Origin of the sequence: Saccharococcus thermophilus, from assembly GCF_011761475.1 — a bacterium.
GTDB classification, from domain to species: Bacteria; Bacillota; Bacilli; order Bacillales; family Anoxybacillaceae; genus Saccharococcus; species Saccharococcus thermophilus.
The window spans coordinates 1,605,578-1,624,384 of record NZ_JAASRS010000001.1; the positions used below are offsets into that span (position 1 = coordinate 1,605,578).

General features: G+C 47.8%; 20 protein-coding genes. All 20 read right to left on the bottom strand.

The features are described from left to right. Nucleotides 1–8: 8 nt before the first annotated feature. Nucleotides 9–1,112 (bottom strand): prephenate dehydrogenase, encoded by a 1,104-nt coding sequence (locus tag BDD39_RS08280; protein ID WP_166909748.1) that lies wholly within the window; start codon nt 1,110–1,112, stop codon nt 9–11. A 269-nt stretch (nt 1,113–1,381) separates the two neighbouring features. Then, on the bottom strand, nt 1,382–2,479 hold the full coding sequence (gene hisC, locus BDD39_RS08285) for a histidinol-phosphate transaminase (RefSeq protein WP_166909750.1): 1,098 nt from the start codon (nt 2,477–2,479) through the stop codon (nt 1,382–1,384). Nucleotides 2,480–2,490: 11 nt separating this feature from the next. Continuing rightward, complete coding sequence (gene trpA, locus BDD39_RS08290; protein ID WP_166909752.1) at nt 2,491–3,321, bottom strand: tryptophan synthase subunit alpha; 831 nt, start codon at nt 3,319–3,321, stop codon at nt 2,491–2,493. Continuing rightward, nucleotides 3,290–4,510, bottom strand: a complete 1,221-nt coding sequence (trpB, locus tag BDD39_RS08295; protein ID WP_166909754.1) for a tryptophan synthase subunit beta — start codon at nt 4,508–4,510, stop codon at nt 3,290–3,292. The genes trpA and trpB overlap by 32 nt, the downstream gene beginning before the upstream one ends. Further along, nucleotides 4,503–5,144 (bottom strand): phosphoribosylanthranilate isomerase, encoded by a 642-nt coding sequence (locus BDD39_RS08300; RefSeq protein ID WP_166909756.1) that lies wholly within the window; start codon nt 5,142–5,144, stop codon nt 4,503–4,505. Before BDD39_RS08300 ends, trpB begins: the two co-directional genes overlap by 8 nt. Next, nucleotides 5,128–5,907 (bottom strand): indole-3-glycerol phosphate synthase TrpC, encoded by a 780-nt coding sequence (gene trpC, locus BDD39_RS08305; protein WP_166909758.1) that lies wholly within the window; start codon nt 5,905–5,907, stop codon nt 5,128–5,130. Before trpC ends, BDD39_RS08300 begins: the two co-directional genes overlap by 17 nt. Beyond that, nucleotides 5,900–6,919, bottom strand: a complete 1,020-nt coding sequence (gene trpD / locus BDD39_RS08310) for an anthranilate phosphoribosyltransferase (protein WP_166909760.1) — start codon at nt 6,917–6,919, stop codon at nt 5,900–5,902. The genes trpC and trpD overlap by 8 nt, the downstream gene beginning before the upstream one ends. Continuing rightward, nucleotides 6,897–8,438, bottom strand: coding sequence for an anthranilate synthase component I (gene trpE, locus BDD39_RS08315; RefSeq protein WP_166909762.1), 1,542 nt, complete (start codon nt 8,436–8,438; stop codon nt 6,897–6,899). The genes trpD and trpE overlap by 23 nt, the downstream gene beginning before the upstream one ends. 202 nt (nt 8,439–8,640) lie before the next feature. Then, on the bottom strand, nt 8,641–9,021 hold the full coding sequence (aroH, locus tag BDD39_RS08320) for a chorismate mutase (protein WP_166909764.1): 381 nt from the start codon (nt 9,019–9,021) through the stop codon (nt 8,641–8,643). Next, the gene (aroB, locus tag BDD39_RS08325; RefSeq protein WP_166909766.1) at nt 9,018–10,118 is read right to left on the bottom strand and encodes a 3-dehydroquinate synthase; all 1,101 of its coding nucleotides are present in this window, start codon (nt 10,116–10,118) and stop codon (nt 9,018–9,020) included. Before aroB ends, aroH begins: the two co-directional genes overlap by 4 nt. Before the next feature lie 2 nt (nt 10,119–10,120). Next, nucleotides 10,121–11,287 carry a chorismate synthase gene (gene aroC, locus BDD39_RS08330; RefSeq protein WP_166909768.1) on the bottom strand — a complete coding sequence of 389 codons (1,167 nt, stop codon included), beginning with the start codon at nt 11,285–11,287 and terminating at the stop codon, nt 10,121–10,123. Between the two features lie 119 nt (nt 11,288–11,406). Next, nucleotides 11,407–12,177 (bottom strand): CheR family methyltransferase, encoded by a 771-nt coding sequence (locus tag BDD39_RS08335; protein ID WP_166909770.1) that lies wholly within the window; start codon nt 12,175–12,177, stop codon nt 11,407–11,409. A 136-nt stretch (nt 12,178–12,313) separates the two neighbouring features. Continuing rightward, nucleotides 12,314–12,763 carry a nucleoside-diphosphate kinase gene (gene ndk / locus BDD39_RS08340; RefSeq protein WP_208404357.1) on the bottom strand — a complete coding sequence of 150 codons (450 nt, stop codon included), beginning with the start codon at nt 12,761–12,763 and terminating at the stop codon, nt 12,314–12,316. A 99-nt stretch (nt 12,764–12,862) separates the two neighbouring features. Further along, nucleotides 12,863–13,828 carry a heptaprenyl diphosphate synthase component II gene (gene hepT, locus BDD39_RS08345; RefSeq protein WP_166909772.1) on the bottom strand — a complete coding sequence of 322 codons (966 nt, stop codon included), beginning with the start codon at nt 13,826–13,828 and terminating at the stop codon, nt 12,863–12,865. A 17-nt stretch (nt 13,829–13,845) separates the two neighbouring features. Beyond that, complete coding sequence (gene menG, locus BDD39_RS08350; protein ID WP_166909775.1) at nt 13,846–14,550, bottom strand: demethylmenaquinone methyltransferase; 705 nt, start codon at nt 14,548–14,550, stop codon at nt 13,846–13,848. 4 nt (nt 14,551–14,554) lie between these two features. Continuing rightward, the gene (locus BDD39_RS08355; protein ID WP_208404358.1) at nt 14,555–15,361 is read right to left on the bottom strand and encodes a heptaprenyl diphosphate synthase component 1; all 807 of its coding nucleotides are present in this window, start codon (nt 15,359–15,361) and stop codon (nt 14,555–14,557) included. Nucleotides 15,362–15,454: 93 nt separating this feature from the next. After that, a complete protein-coding gene (gene mtrB / locus BDD39_RS08360) occupies nt 15,455–15,679 on the bottom strand; it encodes a trp RNA-binding attenuation protein MtrB (RefSeq protein ID WP_017436781.1) in 225 nt (74 codons plus the stop codon). A gap of 32 nt (nt 15,680–15,711) precedes the next feature. Beyond that, a complete protein-coding gene (gene folE, locus BDD39_RS08365) occupies nt 15,712–16,278 on the bottom strand; it encodes a GTP cyclohydrolase I FolE (protein WP_166909779.1) in 567 nt (188 codons plus the stop codon). A 126-nt stretch (nt 16,279–16,404) separates the two neighbouring features. Beyond that, the gene (locus BDD39_RS08370; RefSeq protein WP_017436779.1) at nt 16,405–16,677 is read right to left on the bottom strand and encodes an HU family DNA-binding protein; all 273 of its coding nucleotides are present in this window, start codon (nt 16,675–16,677) and stop codon (nt 16,405–16,407) included. A gap of 495 nt (nt 16,678–17,172) precedes the next feature. Then, nucleotides 17,173–18,651, bottom strand: a complete 1,479-nt coding sequence (gene spoIVA / locus BDD39_RS08375) for a stage IV sporulation protein A (RefSeq protein WP_166909781.1) — start codon at nt 18,649–18,651, stop codon at nt 17,173–17,175. Nucleotides 18,652–18,807 lie beyond the last annotated feature (156 nt).

Consider the following 18,807-nt stretch of genomic DNA (forward strand, 5'->3'; position numbering starts at 1 on the left):
CCTCCATTTTATACTTCATATGTTTCATAATTCGTATGTTTTTGTATGCATGCTTTCGCCTTCGCTCGGTCTTCTTCGCTTTGAAAGCTAAGCCGCAATACCCCGTATATTTCTTCCCTTGTTTCAATAATGCGGATATTGGTGATGCTGATGTTCTCTTTGGCTAGATAGCCAGTGACTTCGGAAATAACTCCAGGGTAATCGGGCACATCGACATATAAATCGTAAAACGATGGAATCGCTCCTTTCGTCCGTGTCGGCAGGCCGTCGCGAAATTGTTTTGCCTCTAGGAAATAATGATAAATCGCCGCGCTGTTTTCCTCTTCCACGATGGAACGAAGCTTTTTCATCTCGGCGATCCAGCGGTCAAACAACGTTAAAAGCTCACCCTTATTATGTATAAAAATATCGCGCCACATTTCCGGGTTGCTCGAGGCGATGCGCGTAATATCGCGAAAGCCTCCCGCGGCAAGACGACTGACAAGCGGGTTTTCTTTTTCATACTGTTGGGCTTGGTGAACAAGGCTTGCGGCGATAATGTGCGGAAAATGGCTGATCACTCCGGTAATACGGTCGTGTTCTTCCGGCGACAGCACGACAAACTGCGCTTTCGTCCCTTTCAGCCATTCTTTCAGGCGCTCGATTTTCTCGACTGCCACTCCATTTGTCGGCGTCAATACGTAAAAAGCGTTCTCAAACAAATGCGTCCGTGCTGCAGTAACGCCGCTTTTATGCGAACCCGCCATCGGGTGGCCGCCGATAAACGTGATTCCTTGCTTTCCTAACCGCTGCGCATGGTGGACAATCCGCTGCTTTGTGCTTCCTACATCGGTGACAATCACGTTTTCTTTTAGCAGATGGACGGGCATTTGCGCCAAAATTTTTTCCGTCTGCATGACAGGCGTCGCTAAAACAATCAAATCCGCATTCTCCATCCCCCGCTCCAGCGACGAAGCAACTTCATCAATCACTTTTAAGGAGCGGGCAAGCTTCAGCTCTTGTTCGTTGACGTCATATCCGATAATGACAGCGTCTGGATGTGCTTTTTTCACCGCCAGCGCGATCGATCCACCAATTAAACCAAGGCCAACAACAAAGACGTTTCCTTCCAATTGCTTCACCTTCTTCATCTGAACTTCTACACGACTAAGGTCGGCGGGTTCTGACGTACTAAAGAGTTTTCCTACACCTGCATGTGCAAACACTTACTCTTGTTCCGCCAAATTTTCATGGACAAACACCTCAATGGGGCTTAGCTCCCTGTCGGCTCTATTCAAAGCTGTTTTCCACTCCATCCCAAGACTTAAGTCACGGGCTTCGTGGTATATACATTTGTAAAAATGCGCCCGCTGCCTAAAAAAGCAACGGGGCGGTTCATCCACTATACAAGTTGTTTTTCCCGGATCATTTGCGCCAACGCGCTAATCACCCGTTCGTTCTGCTCTTTCGAACCAACGGTAATACGCACGGACGTCGGAAAGCCAAGCGCATTGCCGGAGCGGACGATAATGCCGCGCTCGAGCAAATATTGAAAGACTTCATTTCCCTCGATCGCAAAATCAATCAAAATGAAATTCGTCTGCGAAGGATAGTAGCGCAAGCCGTTTTCCTCGCAAAAACGGTAAAACATCTCAAGCCCTTCTCTGTTTTTGTCCAAGCAAACGCGGATAAACGCTTGGTCATCTAGCGCCGCAATCGCCGCTGCCTGCGCGATGCTGGATGTATTAAATGGCTCGCGCGCCGGCTCCATCCCTTGAATAAGCGCTTCGCTGGCAATACCATATCCGACTCGGAGCGCCGCTAATCCGTATGCTTTGGAAAACGTCCGCAAAATCATGACATTATCATATTGCGCAAGAAGCGAAACGGTTTGCGGATAATCATCCGCCGTCGCGTATTCATAATATGCCTCGTCTAGCACCACAAGGACATGCTTAGGAACGCGCTTCAAAAACGATTGCAGCTCCTGTTCCGTGACATACGTCCCAGTTGGGTTATTCGGGTTGCAAATCCAAACAACACGCGTCTTTTCATCAATAGCCGCAAGCATCGCTTCTAAATCATGGCGTCCGTTAACAAGCGGAATCTCACGAATTTCCGCTCCTTCGATGACCGCATTATGGCGATATTGCGGAAATGTCGGCACAGCCATGACCGTGTTCGTACCGGCAGATAAAAACGCACGAGAAATAATTTGTATGACTTCATCGGACCCGTTGCCAAAAATAAGCTGCGTTTCTTTTACGCCTAAATGTGCCGCCACTTTTTCCCGCAATAGGCGCGCATACCCGTCTGGATAAACAGCAAGATGGTCTAATCTGTTGATGATCGCCTCTTTCACAGCAGGTGAACATCCATATGGATTTTCGTTGGATGCTAGTTTAATAATATCGGAAAGTCCGTACTGCCGCTTCACTTCTTCGATCGATTTTCCCGGTTGATAAGGGGGCAAACCCCTTAACTGTGCTTTGATTTCCATAACGACACTCCTTATTTCGAACTTTCATGCGATGAACACGCTTGTTTCAGCGGTGCTACTAGCGAACGGGCGTAACGTTGAAACTCGGCAAGCGCCTCTTCTTTGTTTGCCGGTGTTTGCAACCGCTCATTCAGCTGCTCTATTTTTTGCACGAGCGCACTGCCAATGACCACACCGTCGCAATAGTCTTTTAGCATTTTCACTTGTTCGCTAGTCGAGATGCCAAATCCGACAACAACAGGGACGCGGCTGTGCCGTTTTACTTCCGTTAAAAAGCCGTTTAACGTTTCCGGCAACGTGTCGCGTACTCCGGTTACCCCGAGCGAAGAGACGCAGTATAAAAAACCTTGCGCATGGGAAGCGATTGTTTCCATCCGCTTTTTCGATGTCGGCGCTACTAGCGAAATAAGCGGAATGCCTGTTTTTTCGCCAAGCTGGCGGATCGGGCCGCTTTCTTCAAACGGAAGATCAGGGATTAGCACCCCATCGACTCCGTTTTGTTGCGCTAAAGCAAAAAAGTGTTCTTTTCCTAATTGTAACACAGGATTGTAATACGTAAAGATAATAATCGGAATTTTTACGCCTTTTTTTCGCATTTCCGGAACTAATTCGACCGCTTTTTGCAGCGTCATCTGCCCGCGCAGCGCCCGGGCGGCCGCCCGCTGAATAATCGGGCCATCCGCAAGCGGATCGGAATACGGTACGCCAAGCTCTAACATATCGGCGCCTGCTTCTTGAAGCGCAAGCGCTAGTTCTACCGTAATGTCTGGGCTTGGATCCCCGGCGACAATGAACGGAATAAACATCGGTTTAGTTACGGTACATAGCGGCAACGTCGTCATCCTCCTTTACATGGACATAGCGCATCATCGTTTGCACGTCCTTATCCCCGCGACCTGAGAGGCAGACGAGCACCGTTTGGCTATCGTCCATCGTTTTCGCCAGCTCCACTGCTTTGGCCAATGCGTGTGCCGACTCGATCGCCGGAATAATCCCCTCTTCCCGCGATAACAATTGAAACGCGGCGATCGCTTCCTCGTCAGTCACGCTTTCGTAGCGAACGCGGCCGATGCTTGCCAAATACGCATGTTCCGGGCCGACGCCTGGATAGTCGAGGCCGGCGGAAATGGAATACGGTTCGATAATTTGCCCATATTCATCCTGCAGCAAGTATGTTAAAGATCCGTGGATAACGCCTTTCGTGCCTTTGGTGATGGTTGCGGCGTGATACGGGGTATCGACTCCTTTCCCGGCCGCTTCAACGCCGACAAGCTGCACGTCATCCTCCAAAAACGGATAAAACATGCCGATCGCGTTGCTTCCGCCGCCCACACACGCGACAATGACGTTCGGCAGCTTTCCTTCTCGCTCAAGAAACTGCCGCTTCGCTTCATCTCCGATGACACGCTGAAATTCACGCACCATTTTTGGATACGGATGCGGCCCGACGACAGAGCCGATCATATAAAAATGGTCATCGCAATGCTGCACCCAATAGCGAATCGCTTCGTTCGTCGCGTCTTTTAGAGTCCGGTTGCCGCTGTATACCGGAACCACCTCGGCGCCTAGCAATTTCATGCGAAAGACGTTTAATTCCTGGCGCTTAATATCTTCCTCCCCCATAAAGACGATGCATTCCATGCCGAAATGCGCCGCTACGGTGGCGGCGGCGACCCCGTGCTGGCCCGCACCCGTTTCGGCAATAATTTTTTTCTTGCCCATCCGCTTCGCCAAAAGCGCCTGTCCGATGGCATTATTAATTTTATGGGCACCGGTATGGTTTAAATCTTCGCGTTTTAAATAAATTTTAGCGCCGTTTAGCAGTTTCGTTAAATTCGGCGCAAACGTAAGCGGAGTCGGGCGCCCGGAATATTGCTGCAAAATGCGGATATACTCCGCTTTAAACGTCTCATCGGCCAGCGCCTTCGTTAGTTCTTCTTCTATTTCCTCAAGCGGAAGCATTAACGTTTCCGGCACAAACTTTCCGCCGAAATCTCCAAATCTGCCATTCTCGTTTGGAACGTTATACATAGTTCGCCACCTTCTTTTCGATTTCTTTCATTTTTTCCACGCTTTTTTCTCCGTTTTCCTCAATCCCGCTGCTAATGTCAATGCCGTACGGCCGATAGGCTAAAAGCCGCTCGACATTTTCCGGCGTAATCCCCCCGGCAATAAAGCAAGGGACGGCTTGCCGGGCCGCTTCTTCTAAATAAAGCGGAACATTGCTCCAGTCAAAGGTAACTCCCGTTCCTCCCCATGCCCCGCTTACCCGGCTATCCACAACATAGCCGTCGGCTATGCCGGCGTATTGCTGCATCTTGCTAACGGCATCTTCATCATGATGAATCGCCTTCCAAACGACAAGGCCTGTCGCTTCTTTGATCGCTGCGACATGCGCCGCTGTTTCATGACCGTGGCATTGAATAACCGCGAGCGGCAGCTGCGATGCTACATTGGCAACTAACTCCGCCGGCGCGTTGACAAACACGCCGACGAGCTGCTTATTGCCAAGCTCGATCGTTCGCAGCCACTGTTTTACTTCTTCCGCTTCTACTTTCCGCTTGCTCTCGGCAAAAATCAGTCCAATGTAATCCGCTTTGCTCTGCAGCGATTTTTGCAAATCTGACGCGGAACGGTTGCCACAATACTTAAGACGGACGGGCAAGCGAATCGACCTCCCCGAACAATTCATATACCGCCGCCTCCACATCGGCTTTTCGCATCAGCGATTCGCCGACAAGCATGGCGTTGGCCCCGTACGTTTGCACTTTCTTGACATCAGCGAAAGTGGCAATGCCGCTTTCGCTGACGATGATGCTCGAAGGCGGGATCAACGGAGCCACTTTTTCGGTTGTTTCCAAATCCGTCACAAACGTATGCAAATCACGGTTATTAATCCCGATCATCTCTGGGGTAAACAAGTCAAGAATTCGCTCCAGCGTTTCGCTCGCATGCACCTCGACTAAACATTCCAGCCCTTTGTCATACGCCTCTTGATACAATTCGTACAACGCTTTTGGCGGCAGCGCTTCGCCGATTAATAAAATCGCATCGGCGCCGATGCGCACGCTCTCCTCGATCTGCAAGCGGTCGATAATAAAATCTTTGCGTAAAACCGGAACGCTTACCGCTTCTTTCACCTCACGTAAATAACGGCGATGTCCCTGGAAATAATGTTCATCCGTCAATACGCTAATCGCATCGGCACCCGCTTTTTCATACGCCTTGGCAATGTCGACTGGATGGAAATCGGGGCGGATGACCCCTTTGGACGGAGAAGCCTTTTTCACCTCAGCGATTAAACCAAGCGAGCGGTTAGGCCGCTCTAGCGCCGCCCGCAGCGAACGCTGCGTTCTCACTGGCAGCGGCTCCGGTAAAGTGAGTGTTTTCATTTCTTCGCGTTTCGTGGCAATAATTTGCTCAAGCATATTGTTCCACCTCTTTCAAGCGCAGGCGCTCGAATTGTTCATACGCTTTCTTTGTCATCAGCGCTTCTTTCGCCATTTCCACCCCTTCGTGAATCGTGCCCGCTTTCCCGGCCGCATATAAGGCGACGCCGGCATTGAAAATGACGATATTGGTCGCACTTTCATTGGCCTTTCCTTCCATCACCGCTTTTAACAGTTCGGCGCTCTGCTGCACGGTGTGCACTTGGATATGTTCCAATTTTCCGCGCGCAAGCCCGTATTGTTCGGGCGTGATGACAAAGCGGCGAATTTCTCCGTGTTTCAGTTCGACCACATCCGTTTCCGCGGCAATGCTGCATTCATCGATCCCATCTTTTCCCGTTACGAATAAAACATGTTCAGAGCCAAGGCGGCGCAGCGTTTCCGCAAGTTTTTCCGCATACTGCGTTGAATAAACGCCGATGACTTGCCGCTTGCAGCGCGCTGGATTGGCCAGCGGCCCAATGAGATTAAATACGGTGCGAAATCCGATCTCTTTCCGCGGCAGTGCGGCATGTTTCATCGCCGAATGATACAGCGGCGCAAATAAAAACGCTAATCCTTTCGTTTTTAACGCTTTTTTCGCTTCCTCTGGAGTTGTTTGAATGCCAATGCGAAGCGCTTCTAACACATCCGCGCTTCCGCTTTTGGAGGAAACGGCGCGATTGCCGTGCTTCGCCACTTTGACGCCGAGCGAGGAAACAACGATCGCTGCTGCCGTGGAAATGTTGAACGTCGATGCCCCGTCCCCTCCCGTTCCGCACGTATCGATGACTTCTTCTTCATAATCGAGGGCCATCATGCGACTGCGCATCGCTCTCACGAATCCCGTCAATTCATCGACCGTTTCCCCGCGCAAGCGCAAAATCGATAAAAAGCTGGCAATTTGGCTCGCCGTCGCTTCCCCGGACATAATCGTCATCATCGCTTCATACGCTTCTTCCTCCGTCAGCACATATCCGTCAACACATTTATGAAGAAGTTGTTTCAACATATAGGCTCTCCCCTCTCATAAATAATTGTTCCGCACGCTCAATCGCCTTCATTAAGGCGCTCGCCTTATTGCGCGTTTCTTTCCATTCGAGTTCGGGAACCGAATCGGCGACAATCCCCGCTCCGGCTTGCACATACGCGCAACCGTCTTTGACAATCGCCGTACGAATCGCAATACACGAATCAATATTGCCGTCAAAGCCGATATAAGCAATCGTGCCGGCGTACAAACTGCGCGCCGTCGGCTCTAACTCCTGTAAAATTTGCATCGCTCTCACTTTCGGCGCGCCGCTTACCGTCCCGGCCGGAAACGCGGCAAGCAAGGCGTCAATCGGATGCACCTCTTCCTTTAGTTCGCCTGTTACTTTCGAAATTAAATGCATGACGTGCGAAAACTTGCCAATTTCCATTAACACAGGCGTCCGAACCGTTCCGTATTTGGCCACTTTCCCGATATCGTTGCGGGCTAAATCGACGAGCATATAATGTTCGGCTCGTTCTTTTGGGTCATGGTAAAGCTCGTCGGCAAGCCGCTCATCCTCTTCCGTCGACCGTCCCCGCCTTCTCGTTCCAGCGATCGGGTGAATTTCCATTTGACGGTTATACACTTGAATGAGCTTTTCTGGAGAGCTGCCGACAATTTCAAGATCATCGAGGCGAAAATAAAACATATACGGCGATGGATTAATATGGCGCAGCATCCGGTATACTTGAAATCCGCTGACGCGAATCGGGACGGCAAACCGCTGCGATAAAACCGCTTGAAACACGTCCCCGCTGGAAATATAGCGTTTGATCGTCTCGACATCTTGTAAAAATCTTGCTTTGTCATAATTGGAGATAACCCCTTGAAAGGAAACACCCGTTTCTTCGTCCGCGTGATCAAGCAATAACAAACGCTCTGCTCTTCCGCTTGCTGCTTTTTTCATTAAGGCGGCGATCCGTTTAAGCCCTTGTTCATACTTTTGCTTCTTTGTTTCTTCCGTATCTCGCTCCGTTAAACGGACGTAATGAATAAAGACAAGTTCGCGTTTATAATGGTCCAATACGATCAAAGACTCGCAAAAAATGAAATAGCCGATCTTCATGGAAAGGTCTCGGTTGGGATGAATGGGAACTTTTTCGATGGCGGAAATAAAGTCATATCCCAAAAAACCAACCGCGCCGCCGGTAAACGGAACCGCTTCGTTCAGCCGCTTGACGCAAAGCTTCTGTTCGATAGAGCAAAACGCTTCCTTCAGCGAAGAAGTTTTTGCTATTTCTTCACCGTGCCCATCAATGACAGAAAACGTATGACCGGTTTCACTTTCTAACGTCAAAAACGGCGACAAGCCGATGAAAGAATAGCGAGCCCACGGCGACTGGTCATCTTTACTTTCTAGCAAAAACACCGCATCCTCGCGCAAATTTTCAAAGATTTTAAGCGGCTCGAATACATCGGCTAAAAAGCGGCGCACAATCGGAATCGTGCGGAAATGGCGCGCATCCTCCAAAAATGCGGCAAGCGTGTAGTTGGACATGATTCTCCTCCTCCGTTTATTCGGATGGAGAATGAGGGTTTGTGAGGCGAAATAGGGGAATAAAAAAACCCAAAGACAGAGATGCCTTTGGGTAGATTTTGCACTCATTCAACAAACGCTCACCTCAACTAAACTCGCTCATTCTCATCTACCCTAAACTCTGCTCTTGCTCTGCTTACTTATTGCTTTGTTTCCTATCATATTACATTTCGGTTTTTTTTGTCAACGACAAATCCGGCCGCAAGATCATCGCATCCCGCAAATAAACATGGGAGATTTCTTCTTGTTTTTTCGTCGTATGAACGGTCATCATCACCCGGATGCAGCGCGGCAGAGAATTTGGAACCGGAATTTCCCGCATGCACATGACCGGAACGTACGTCCATCCTTCTAAACGGCGGAGCGCTTGCGCCGGAAAGGCCGCGGTAATATCATCGGTCACCGAAATAAGCACAAACGATACGTCGCTTGCTGCGACGTCATTAGCCCGAATCATTTCTCTCAGCAACGTTTCCGTGGCGTCAACGATTTCTTTCGCTTCATTGCGTTCCACTGTAATCGCTCCCCGAATGCCGCGGATCATGCTCTCCCACCTCCCGTTTGGGCAAATTCACGAAGCAGGACGGACAAGGTATCGTCGTCGAGCGCTTCGATGTCTACTTCGCCAATATCTTTTAACAGCACCATGCGCACCATCCCTGCCCTTGCTTTTTTATCGCCTTTCATTTTTTCGAGCAGGCGGTCGAGCTTTACCGTTGCTGGAATGGAGACAGGGAATCCGTATGTACGTAACCAGGCGGAAAACTGGTGATCAGCAAACGAGCGCCCATATACCCTCTCGCTAGCAAAAATGGCAAACAGCATTCCGAGCGCTACGGCGTCGCCATGGGTGATTGTTCCATAGCCAAGTTCGCTTTCTAGCGCGTGCCCAAGCGTATGACCGAAATTTAAATGGGCGCGTACCCCTGACTCTTTCTCATCTTCGCGCACGACGCTTGCTTTGATTTCAATGCCTTTTTGAATGCAATGCGCAAGCCGCTCCCCTGTTAAATCACAAAGCGTATGGATTTCCTGCCGCAGCCATTCGTAAAAACGGCGGTCGCGGATCAGCGCATGCTTAATGACTTCGGCAAAGCCCGAACGCAGCTCTTTTTCGGGCAAGGAACGCAAAAAGGCGGTGTCATAAACAACCGCTTCCGGCTGATGAAACGCCCCGATCATATTTTTTCCGAGAGGATGGTTGATCGCCACTTTGCCGCCAACCGCGCTGTCATGCGCAAGCAACGTGGTTGGGATTTGTATATATCGAATGCCGCGCATATAAGTGGCCGCGACAAATCCGGCCAGGTCGCCGACCACACCGCCGCCAAAGGCAAGAATAAGGGAATGGCGGTCGAGGCCATATTCAAGTGCCGCCGTTTGGCATGCGTAATATTGTTCAAACGATTTTGCCCCTTCCCCGCTCGGAATGACATGCGTGTATACGTGGTAATCATCGGAAAGCAGTGCCTGAAGCTGCGATACATATAGCGTCTCCAGCGTTTGATCAGTAACAATCAGCAGTTTCGTTCCCGCAGGGAAAGATAAAGAACGAAGAATTTTCGGCAGGGAATGGATAATTCCTTCCCCGAGAAAAAGCGGATACTGTTTTGTTTTCGTTTCAATAAGCAATTGTTTCATGATTAAAACTCCCTTGCATAACGGCGCATTTTTTCAACGTTTTCCTTAATGAGGTCCATGCGGTCTTGGCCAAATTGATCGACGATGGCGGCTGCCACTTCCCAGGCCACCACCGCTTCAGCCACGACGCTGGCCGCCGGCACGGCGCAGCTGTCCGAGCGCTCGATGCTGGCCGCAAACGGCTCCTTCGTTTCAATGTCTACGCTTTGCAGCGGCTTGTACAACGTCGGAATCGGCTTCATCACCCCGCGCACGACAATCGGCATGCCGGTTGTCATTCCACCCTCAAAGCCGCCGGCGCGGTTCGTCCGGCGCGTAAACCCCTTTTCCTTGCTCCAAATAATCTCATCGTGCACTTCGCTTCCAGGGAGGCGCGCCGCTTCAAAGCCGATGCCAAACTCCACCCCTTTAAAGGCATTAATGCTGACGATGGCCGCCGCAATTTTGGCATCGAGCTTGCGGTCATAATGAACATGGCTGCCTACCCCTGCCGGCACTCCTTCGACAATCACCTCGACGATGCCGCCGATCGAGTCGCCATTTTTCTTGGCGTTGTCGATCGCTTCCATCATTTTAACGGCTGCTTCCTCATCAAAACAGCGCACTGGTGACGCTTCTGTCACTTCCTGCAGTTCCTCGAGCGATTGATAATGAAGCCGCTTGACGCGGACCCCGCCGATTTCCAACACATGCCCGGCCACGCGGATGCCAAGCTCCTCTAAAATCCGCTTCGCCACCGCTCCGGCCGCAACCCGCACCGTTGTCTCGCGCGCTGACGAACGTTCTAGCACATTGCGCATATCGCGATGCCCGTATTTTAACGCGCCGTTTAAATCGGCATGTCCCGGACGCGGACGCGTCACTTTTCGCTTTACTTCTTCCTCATGATCGATCGGTTCAATGGCCATAATACTTTGCCAATGTTTCCAGTCACGGTTTTCGACCACAAGCGTAATCGGCGAACCAAGCGTTTTTCCATGGCGGACGCCGCTTAAAATTTTCACTTCGTCTTTTTCGATTTGCATCCGCCGCCCGCGCCCGTATCCTTTTTGCCGTCTTGCCAGCTCTTTATTAATATGTTCGGCAAGCAGCGGCAAGCCCGCTGGCACTCCTTCCAGAATCGTTGTCAATTGCGGTCCGTGCGATTCCCCTGCTGTCAAATAGCGCATGTTTTTCTCTCCCTTCAACTCTTTAACGCGGTTAAGTAAAAATATATCATAAATTTGAAAAATGAAAATAGTTTCGATAAAAAAAGAATTCATCTTGGCGATGAACTCTTTGCGAATCATCATTTTTTACGATAAAAAAACGTATCTTCTATTTCGAACCCGTACAAAGCCGGATTGAAAATTTGTTCCGTGCTTCCGACAAACAAAATCCCGCCTGGCCGCAGCGCTTCGTTAAATCGATGATAAAGCTTTTGTTTTGCCTCTTCCGTAAAGTAAATGAGCACGTTACGGCACACGATTAAATCAAAGAAACGCCCGAACGGATCGGCAAGCAAATTATGTTTTTTAAACGTTACTGCTTTTTTTATCTTTTCGTCTATTTTATAATACATTCCTTCTTTCGTAAAAAACTTTTTTTTCATTTCTTCCGGAACTTCCTGCATGGAGCGCTCCGTATACAGCCCGATTTGCGCGCGGGCAATGGCGTTTTCGTCAATATCGGTGGCAAGAATCGTGACATCCGTTAACGGTACAAATTTCGATAATATCATTGCCAGCGTATACGGCTCTTCACCGGTAGAACAAGCGGCGCTCCATATTTTTAAACGGCGGTTTTGCGCGAGCAATTTCGGCAAAATTTTTCTCTCTAGCACTTCCCACCGTTTCGCATTTCGATAAAATTCGGAAACATTAATTGTGATTCGGTCCAAAAACTCATGAAACAGCGCTTCATCCGTTTCGAGCGCCGCGAAAAATTCCTGAAAGTTTTTCAGCCCTTTTTTTTCATAAAGCGACGTCAGCCGTCTTTTCATTTGCGCTTCTTTATACAAAGCCAGGTCAATGCCCGTTTTTCGCTTGATGTTTGCGATAAATTGCTGATAGTCATTCATCCCCGTTTTTCCTCGCTTATTCTCTTTTGCCAATGATAGGATAGCTATCTATGCCATAAGTATATCGCAAAGCGGGTAAAGTAGAGAAGAAAAAACCGTAAAACAAAAACCGGCCATGACGCTGACCGGTTTTTGTTTAGTATAGCCATTGATTAATCAACTTCGAATAATTGACAAGCTCTTCTTCTTTGAAAAAGAGATTGATTTCCCGTTCTGCGCTTTGTGGCGAATCGGAACCGTGAATTACATTTTTGCCAACCGTCAATCCATAGTCGCCGCGAATCGTGCCAGGCGCCGCTTCTTGTGGATTGGTTTTTCCCATCATTTGCCGTGCGGTCGCAATGACGTTTTCGCCTTCCCACACCATGGCGAACACCGGGCCGGATGTAATGAAATCAACTAATTCCCCGAAAAACGGGCGTTCTTTATGCTCCGCGTAGTGCTGTTCTGCTAATTCGCGCGATACTTGCATCAATTTTGCCCCGACAAGCTGGAATCCTTTTTTCTCAAAGCGGGAAACAATCTCGCCGATTAAATTGCGCTGAACCCCGTCAGGCTTGACCATGATAAACGTTCTTTCCACCATGTATGCTCCACCCCTACTGTAATATGTATTAGGAAACCGGGTTCCCCATCAAAATAGTACCATTGTTTTCGGCCAATAGCAATAATATCCTTGAAAGCGCTAAAAATCCCTTTTTCCAATGTACTTCGCTATATCATATAATGTCGAACGCGCTTTATTGTTCGGCAGCGTTTCTAGCACGCGCAGCGCTTTTTGCAAATAGCGGTCGCTCAGCTCATATGATTTTTTAATCGCATCGGTTTGTTTAATGAGGGCAATGATTTCTTTCATTTCATCTGGTGTTGTTTCCGGGTGCACGACCGTTGCAATCTTTGTTTTAAGCCGTTCGTTTTCCATCGCAAACAAGACCGGCAGTGTTACATTTCCTTGCAATAAATCGCTTCCTGCCGGTTTGCCAAGCTGCGCTTCCGTACCGGTAAAATCAAGAATATCATCGGTGATTTGAAACGACATGCCAACATAATACCCGAATAAGTAGAGGCGCTCCGCCACCTCTTTCGGCGCGTTCGCCGCAATCGCGCCAAGCTGGCAGCTAGCGGCAATCAGCAGCGCGGTTTTTCGTTTAATGCGCCGCAAGTAGCAACGAAGGTTTTGATCGAACCGATATTTATCTTTAATTTGCTCAATTTCGCCTCTGCACACTTCGACAATCGTATTCGCTAACACTTGATGGGCAAGCGGGTTGTCAAGACGTGTTATCCGCTCGAGGGATCGGGCGAACATATAGTCGCCGGCATACATGGCAAAACGGTTGCTCCATTTGGCTTTAATCGTCTGTCTGCCCCGGCGCAGTTCGGCATCATCAATCACATCATCATGCACAAGGGAAGCCATGTGAATGAGCTCTAACGCCACAGCCACATGCTTAACGCGCTCAATATCATAATCGCCAAACTTTGCGGCAAGCAATACAAAAACGGGACGGATCCGCTTTCCGCCCGCCTGCAATAAATGCAGCGCCGCCTCGCTAAGTTGCGCATACTCGGACTGGATTGTTTTTTCTAGCTCTTTTTCCACTGCACGTAAATCTGTATTCAAAAACGAATACATCGCCTTTAACTTCATGATGTTCACCTTAACTATTATCGTTTATAACCTAAGTGCATCGCAGCAACGCCAAAGGTGTACGGTTTCACTTCGATATCGACAAAACCAGCTTCGCGAAACATTTGCGCCAGTTCGTCTCTTCCTGGAAAATCGCGCGCCGATTCTTGAAGCCACGAGTATTCTTCATAACTTTTCGCCAATAATTTTCCAAATAAAGGCATAATAAAACGAAAGTAAAAATAATATAACTGACGAAAACCGATTAACGTTGGTTGAGATGTTTCGAGACAAACGACCATTCCGCCCGGCTTTGCGACACGGTACATTTCTTTTAGCACCGTCATATAATCAGGCACGTTGCGCAATCCAAAGCCGATCGTCACATAGTCAAACGTATTATCAGAAAACGGCAAATTCATCGCATTGCCGTGAATGAGCTTTACATTCGTCAGCTGCCGCTCTTTTACTTTTTGTTCTCCTACTTTTAACATGTTTTGACTGAAATCAAGTCCATATACTTCCCCGCTTGGTCCGACCGCTTCAGCGAGCGCAATCGTCCAATCAGCCGTGCCGCAGCAAACATCGAGCGCCTTTTTTCCTTTTTGTACATTCATCCGCTTCATTGTATCTTCCCGCCATTTAAGATGGCGCCGGAAGCTAATGACCGAATTCATGCGGTCATAATGTTGATAAATTTTTTCAAACACATGGTGAACTCGTTCTTCTTTCGATTGCTGCATACTTCTACCCTTCTTCCACCGTCTTTTTCGCGATGGTTGAAAAACCGCCAGTCAGTTCAGAAATGCGGATTTGCAACATCTCATTGACTTGTAATTTTGCGTTCAGCAACGCTTCTTTGCAATGATCGATATATCGATTGCAAATATGAAGCAAATATTGCTTCTGCTCTTTCGTTACCATTTTGGACTTTGGAAAGAGAATATTTCCCATTTGTTCAAACAACGCGGAAGAACCGGAGCGGACGAACATTTCCTTTTCCGTGATTAAACGCCTTAGCAGCAAATAATAATAGGAAAACTTCACCCATACAGGAGTGGAAAAATGGGCGGCCATTTTGCAAATTAATGCGGATTCAATCGTTCCGACGCTGTCAAATAACGTTTCGATCCGCTCAATGTCTTTTTGATACAATCGGACTTTATGCTCGTTGATGTCGCGAATCGCCTCCGCAAAGAGGCGAATGAGCGGTATTTCATTCAACTTCGCTAAATAATCGTAATATAAACCACTATATAGATCGCCGGCAAGGACAACTAATTGCCTCGTTTTTAAATCATCGTGTTCAGAAACAGAATTCGTTACTTCATCGTGGGTATCAAGGGCGATTTGCACAAGCATCATCGGAATAATATAGTGATTGACTTTTTCTGGAGCAATGGCCGCGTCTTCCAACACGGATAAAGACAACAAAATGCGGTCTTCATCAATTTGTCTCGCTGGTATATGCTCGAACAAATAAGAATGGTGAAGAAAGCGTTCAATTTGCTCTTTTAACAACGCGATTTTTTTCATGATATGTTTCAAAATCATCACCCTTGTCCCCAAAAAATTTGCATACAATTAACGGAGTAATTATTACATAATTTTTTTGCAAACGCTCTAGTTTCATGAAAATAAGTACAATTACTTTTTCCCTTCCGACTCAATTTCACCATGTCTTGTTTGAATATACGCCTTTCCTCTTACTTTAATCGCCGATGTATGCTCCGTAAATTGGGCGATCAACACTTCGCCCTTATCGAGCTTTTCCGAATGATGAAAGCGTGTATCCGCCCCTCTTGTTAATCCGATGACATTCACTCCGTCCTCTAGCGCTTTAATGACCACATAATCGCTGTTTACGTACATCATTCTCTCCTCCTTAAAATGATTTGCATTTTTTATGCTTTTATGAGGGACAATACTTCTGCCCGGGCGTTTGGATCGGTCTCAAACACGCCGCGCACCGCCGTTGTCACTGTTTTGGCTCCCGGTTTTTTTACGCCGCGCATCGTCATACACATATGTTCTGCTTCCACAACGACCATGACGCCGTGGGGGTCAAGCGCTTCCACAATCGAATCGGCTACTGTCGCCGTAATGCGTTCTTGCAATTGCGGACGACGCGCCACCGCCTCGACTGCCCGAGCCAGCTTGCTTAATCCTGTCACTTTCCCTTCACGAGGAATGTAGGCGACATGGGCAACGCCGAAAAATGGGACTAAATGATGCTCACACATCGAATAAAACGGGATATCTTTCACAAGCACAAGCTCTTCATGGTCTTCACTAAACACCGTCTGAAAATGTTCTTTCGGATCTTCATGCAATCCAGCAAATACTTCGGCATACATCTTCGCGACCCGCTTTGGCGTGTCGACCAATCCTTCGCGATTTGGATCTTCGCCAATCGCTTCTAAAATTAACCGAACGGCATATTCGATTTGTTCATAATTCACATGTGACATACAAGCAACATCCTCCTGCACCATAAAAGCTGAATGTAATCCGATTCTAGCATAGATAGCGAAAAAAAAGCAAAAAAGAAGGGCAGTGCATCGCCTACCCTTCCTTCCAAGCTCCTTTATGTAAGCTTATTTTACAGCATCTTTAAGAGCTTTGCCTGGTTTGAATGCAGGAACTTTGCTCGCAGGGATTTCCATTTCCTCTCCTGTTTGCGGGTTGCGCCCTTTACGAGCCGCGCGCTCGCGCACTTCAAAGTTCCCGAAGCCGATTAATTGTACCTTATCACCTTTTCTTAGCGCTTCTGTGATTGATTCAAATACAGCGTCTACCGCTTTCGTTGCATCTTTTTTAGAAAGACCGCTAGTTTCGGCAACTGCGTTAATTAATTCTGTCTTATTCATGCCATTCACCTCCTCCCAAGAGGATTGTTAAAACTGCTTGCTTAATACCATTTCTTCACACTTTCTCGCATTTCTATACGTATAAAATGTGGTGACATGCCTAATATTAACCAATTTATCGCTATAATTCAACATATTTTTCCGCAAATCGATGAAATTTAGGCACATTCACCAAAAAAATTGAATCTCGGCACGTTTTAGCGCACAAAAAAGTTTGGCTTTCTACCCCTTCGTGTAGGCGCTCACTCTTGTTCCGCTAGACTTTCATGGACAAATACCTTGTTGGTGCTTCACGTCCTGCGGCCCGATTCAAAGGCGGTTCCGCTTCATTCCGATGACTTCATCCACGAGATGAAGCTACCAATGAACCGTATTTCTGATAAAAGATTATCATATGCATCATAGGTTATCAAGATAAAATCCTTATTTTGCAAGGAGTTCTGTTCATTTGCAAGGGGTATCGGCATAAAAAAAGACTCCAAACATGGAGTCTTCTTACAAAATAATGGCAATTAATCCACCGGAGCCTTCGTTAATGATGCGCTCTAGCGTTTCTTTTAGTTTATAGCGAGCATTTTCCGGCATCAGCGCTAGTTTTGCCTGAATTCCTTCGCGGACAATCGAGCTGAGTGAACGTCCGAAAATATCGGAATTCCAAATCGAGAGAGGGTCATCCTCAAAATCTTGCATTAAATAGCGGACGAGTTCTTCGCTTTGTTTTTCTGTGCCGATGATTGGAGCAAATTCCGATTCGACATCTACTTTGATCATATGAATCGACGGAGCTACCGCTTTTAAGCGGACACCGAAGCGGGAGCCTTGGCGGATGATTTCCGGTTCATCCAAGCTCATATCGGAAAGCGCCGGCGCTGCGATGCCGTAACCAGTTTGTTTCACCATTTTTAACGCATCGGCAATTTGATCGTATTCCGCTTTCGCGTGGGCAAAATCCTGCATGAGCTGCAATAAATGATCTTTTCCGCGAATTTCCACGCCGACAATTTCTTTTAAAATTTGATCATACAATTCATCCGGCGCGTATAAATCGATTTCGGCAATTCCCTGCCCCATTTCAATGCCAGCCAGGCTCGCTTTTTCAATAAAATCATATTCGCTAAATTGCTGTACGACTCTGTCGACATCGCGCAATCGTTTAATATCTTTTACCGTATCGCGAACGGCTTCTTGATAGCTTTCGCGAAGCCAATGGTCTTCGCGAAGCACCATGACCCAGCTCGGTAAATTCACATTCACTTCTAATACCGGAAATTCATATAATGCTTCACGGAGCACGCTATACACATCAGATTCTCTCATGCTTTCTACGCTGATGGCTAGCACCGGAATATCGTATTTTTCCGCGAGCTCGCGACGGAGCGCTTCTGTTTCCGGATGATGTGGGCGCACCGTATTAATAATCATAATAAACGGTTTGCCGACTTCTTTTAATTCATTAATGACGCGCTCCTCGGCTTCGACATAATCATGGCGCGGAATCTCGCCGATCGAGCCGTCCGTCGTAATGACCACACCGATCGTCGAATGTTCTTGAATGACTTTTCTTGTACCGATTTCCGCCGCTTCTTGGAATGGAATCGGCTCCTCGTACCATGGCGTATGAATCATGCGCGGGCCGTTTTCATCTTCATATCCTTTCGCGCCAGGGACGGCATAGCCAACGCAGTCAACAAGGCGGATATTTACCTCCAATCCTTCGTCAACTTTTACCGTAACTGCTTGGTTTGGCACAAATTTCGGCTCTGTCGTCATAATCGTTTTCCCGGCAGCACTTTGTGGCAATTCATCTTGGGTGCGTGCTTTATCCGCTTCATTTTTAATATTTGGAATGACGACAAGTTCCATAAACCTTTTTATAAAAGTCGATTTACCGGTTCGTACCGCACCGACTACTCCTAAATAAATATCGCCACCTGTTCGCTCGGCGATATCTTTAAAAATATCGACTTTTTCCAAATGACTCCCCTCCAGTCTTTTGGGTCGTTATCATGAACAACCAAATTTTTGCTAGTATGGTAGGACACTATATGAATATGATGTTGTCCTATTCATTTATGACTAAAAGTGATATAAAAAATCCCTTCTCTAGAATGTATTGTTCTAGAGAAGGGT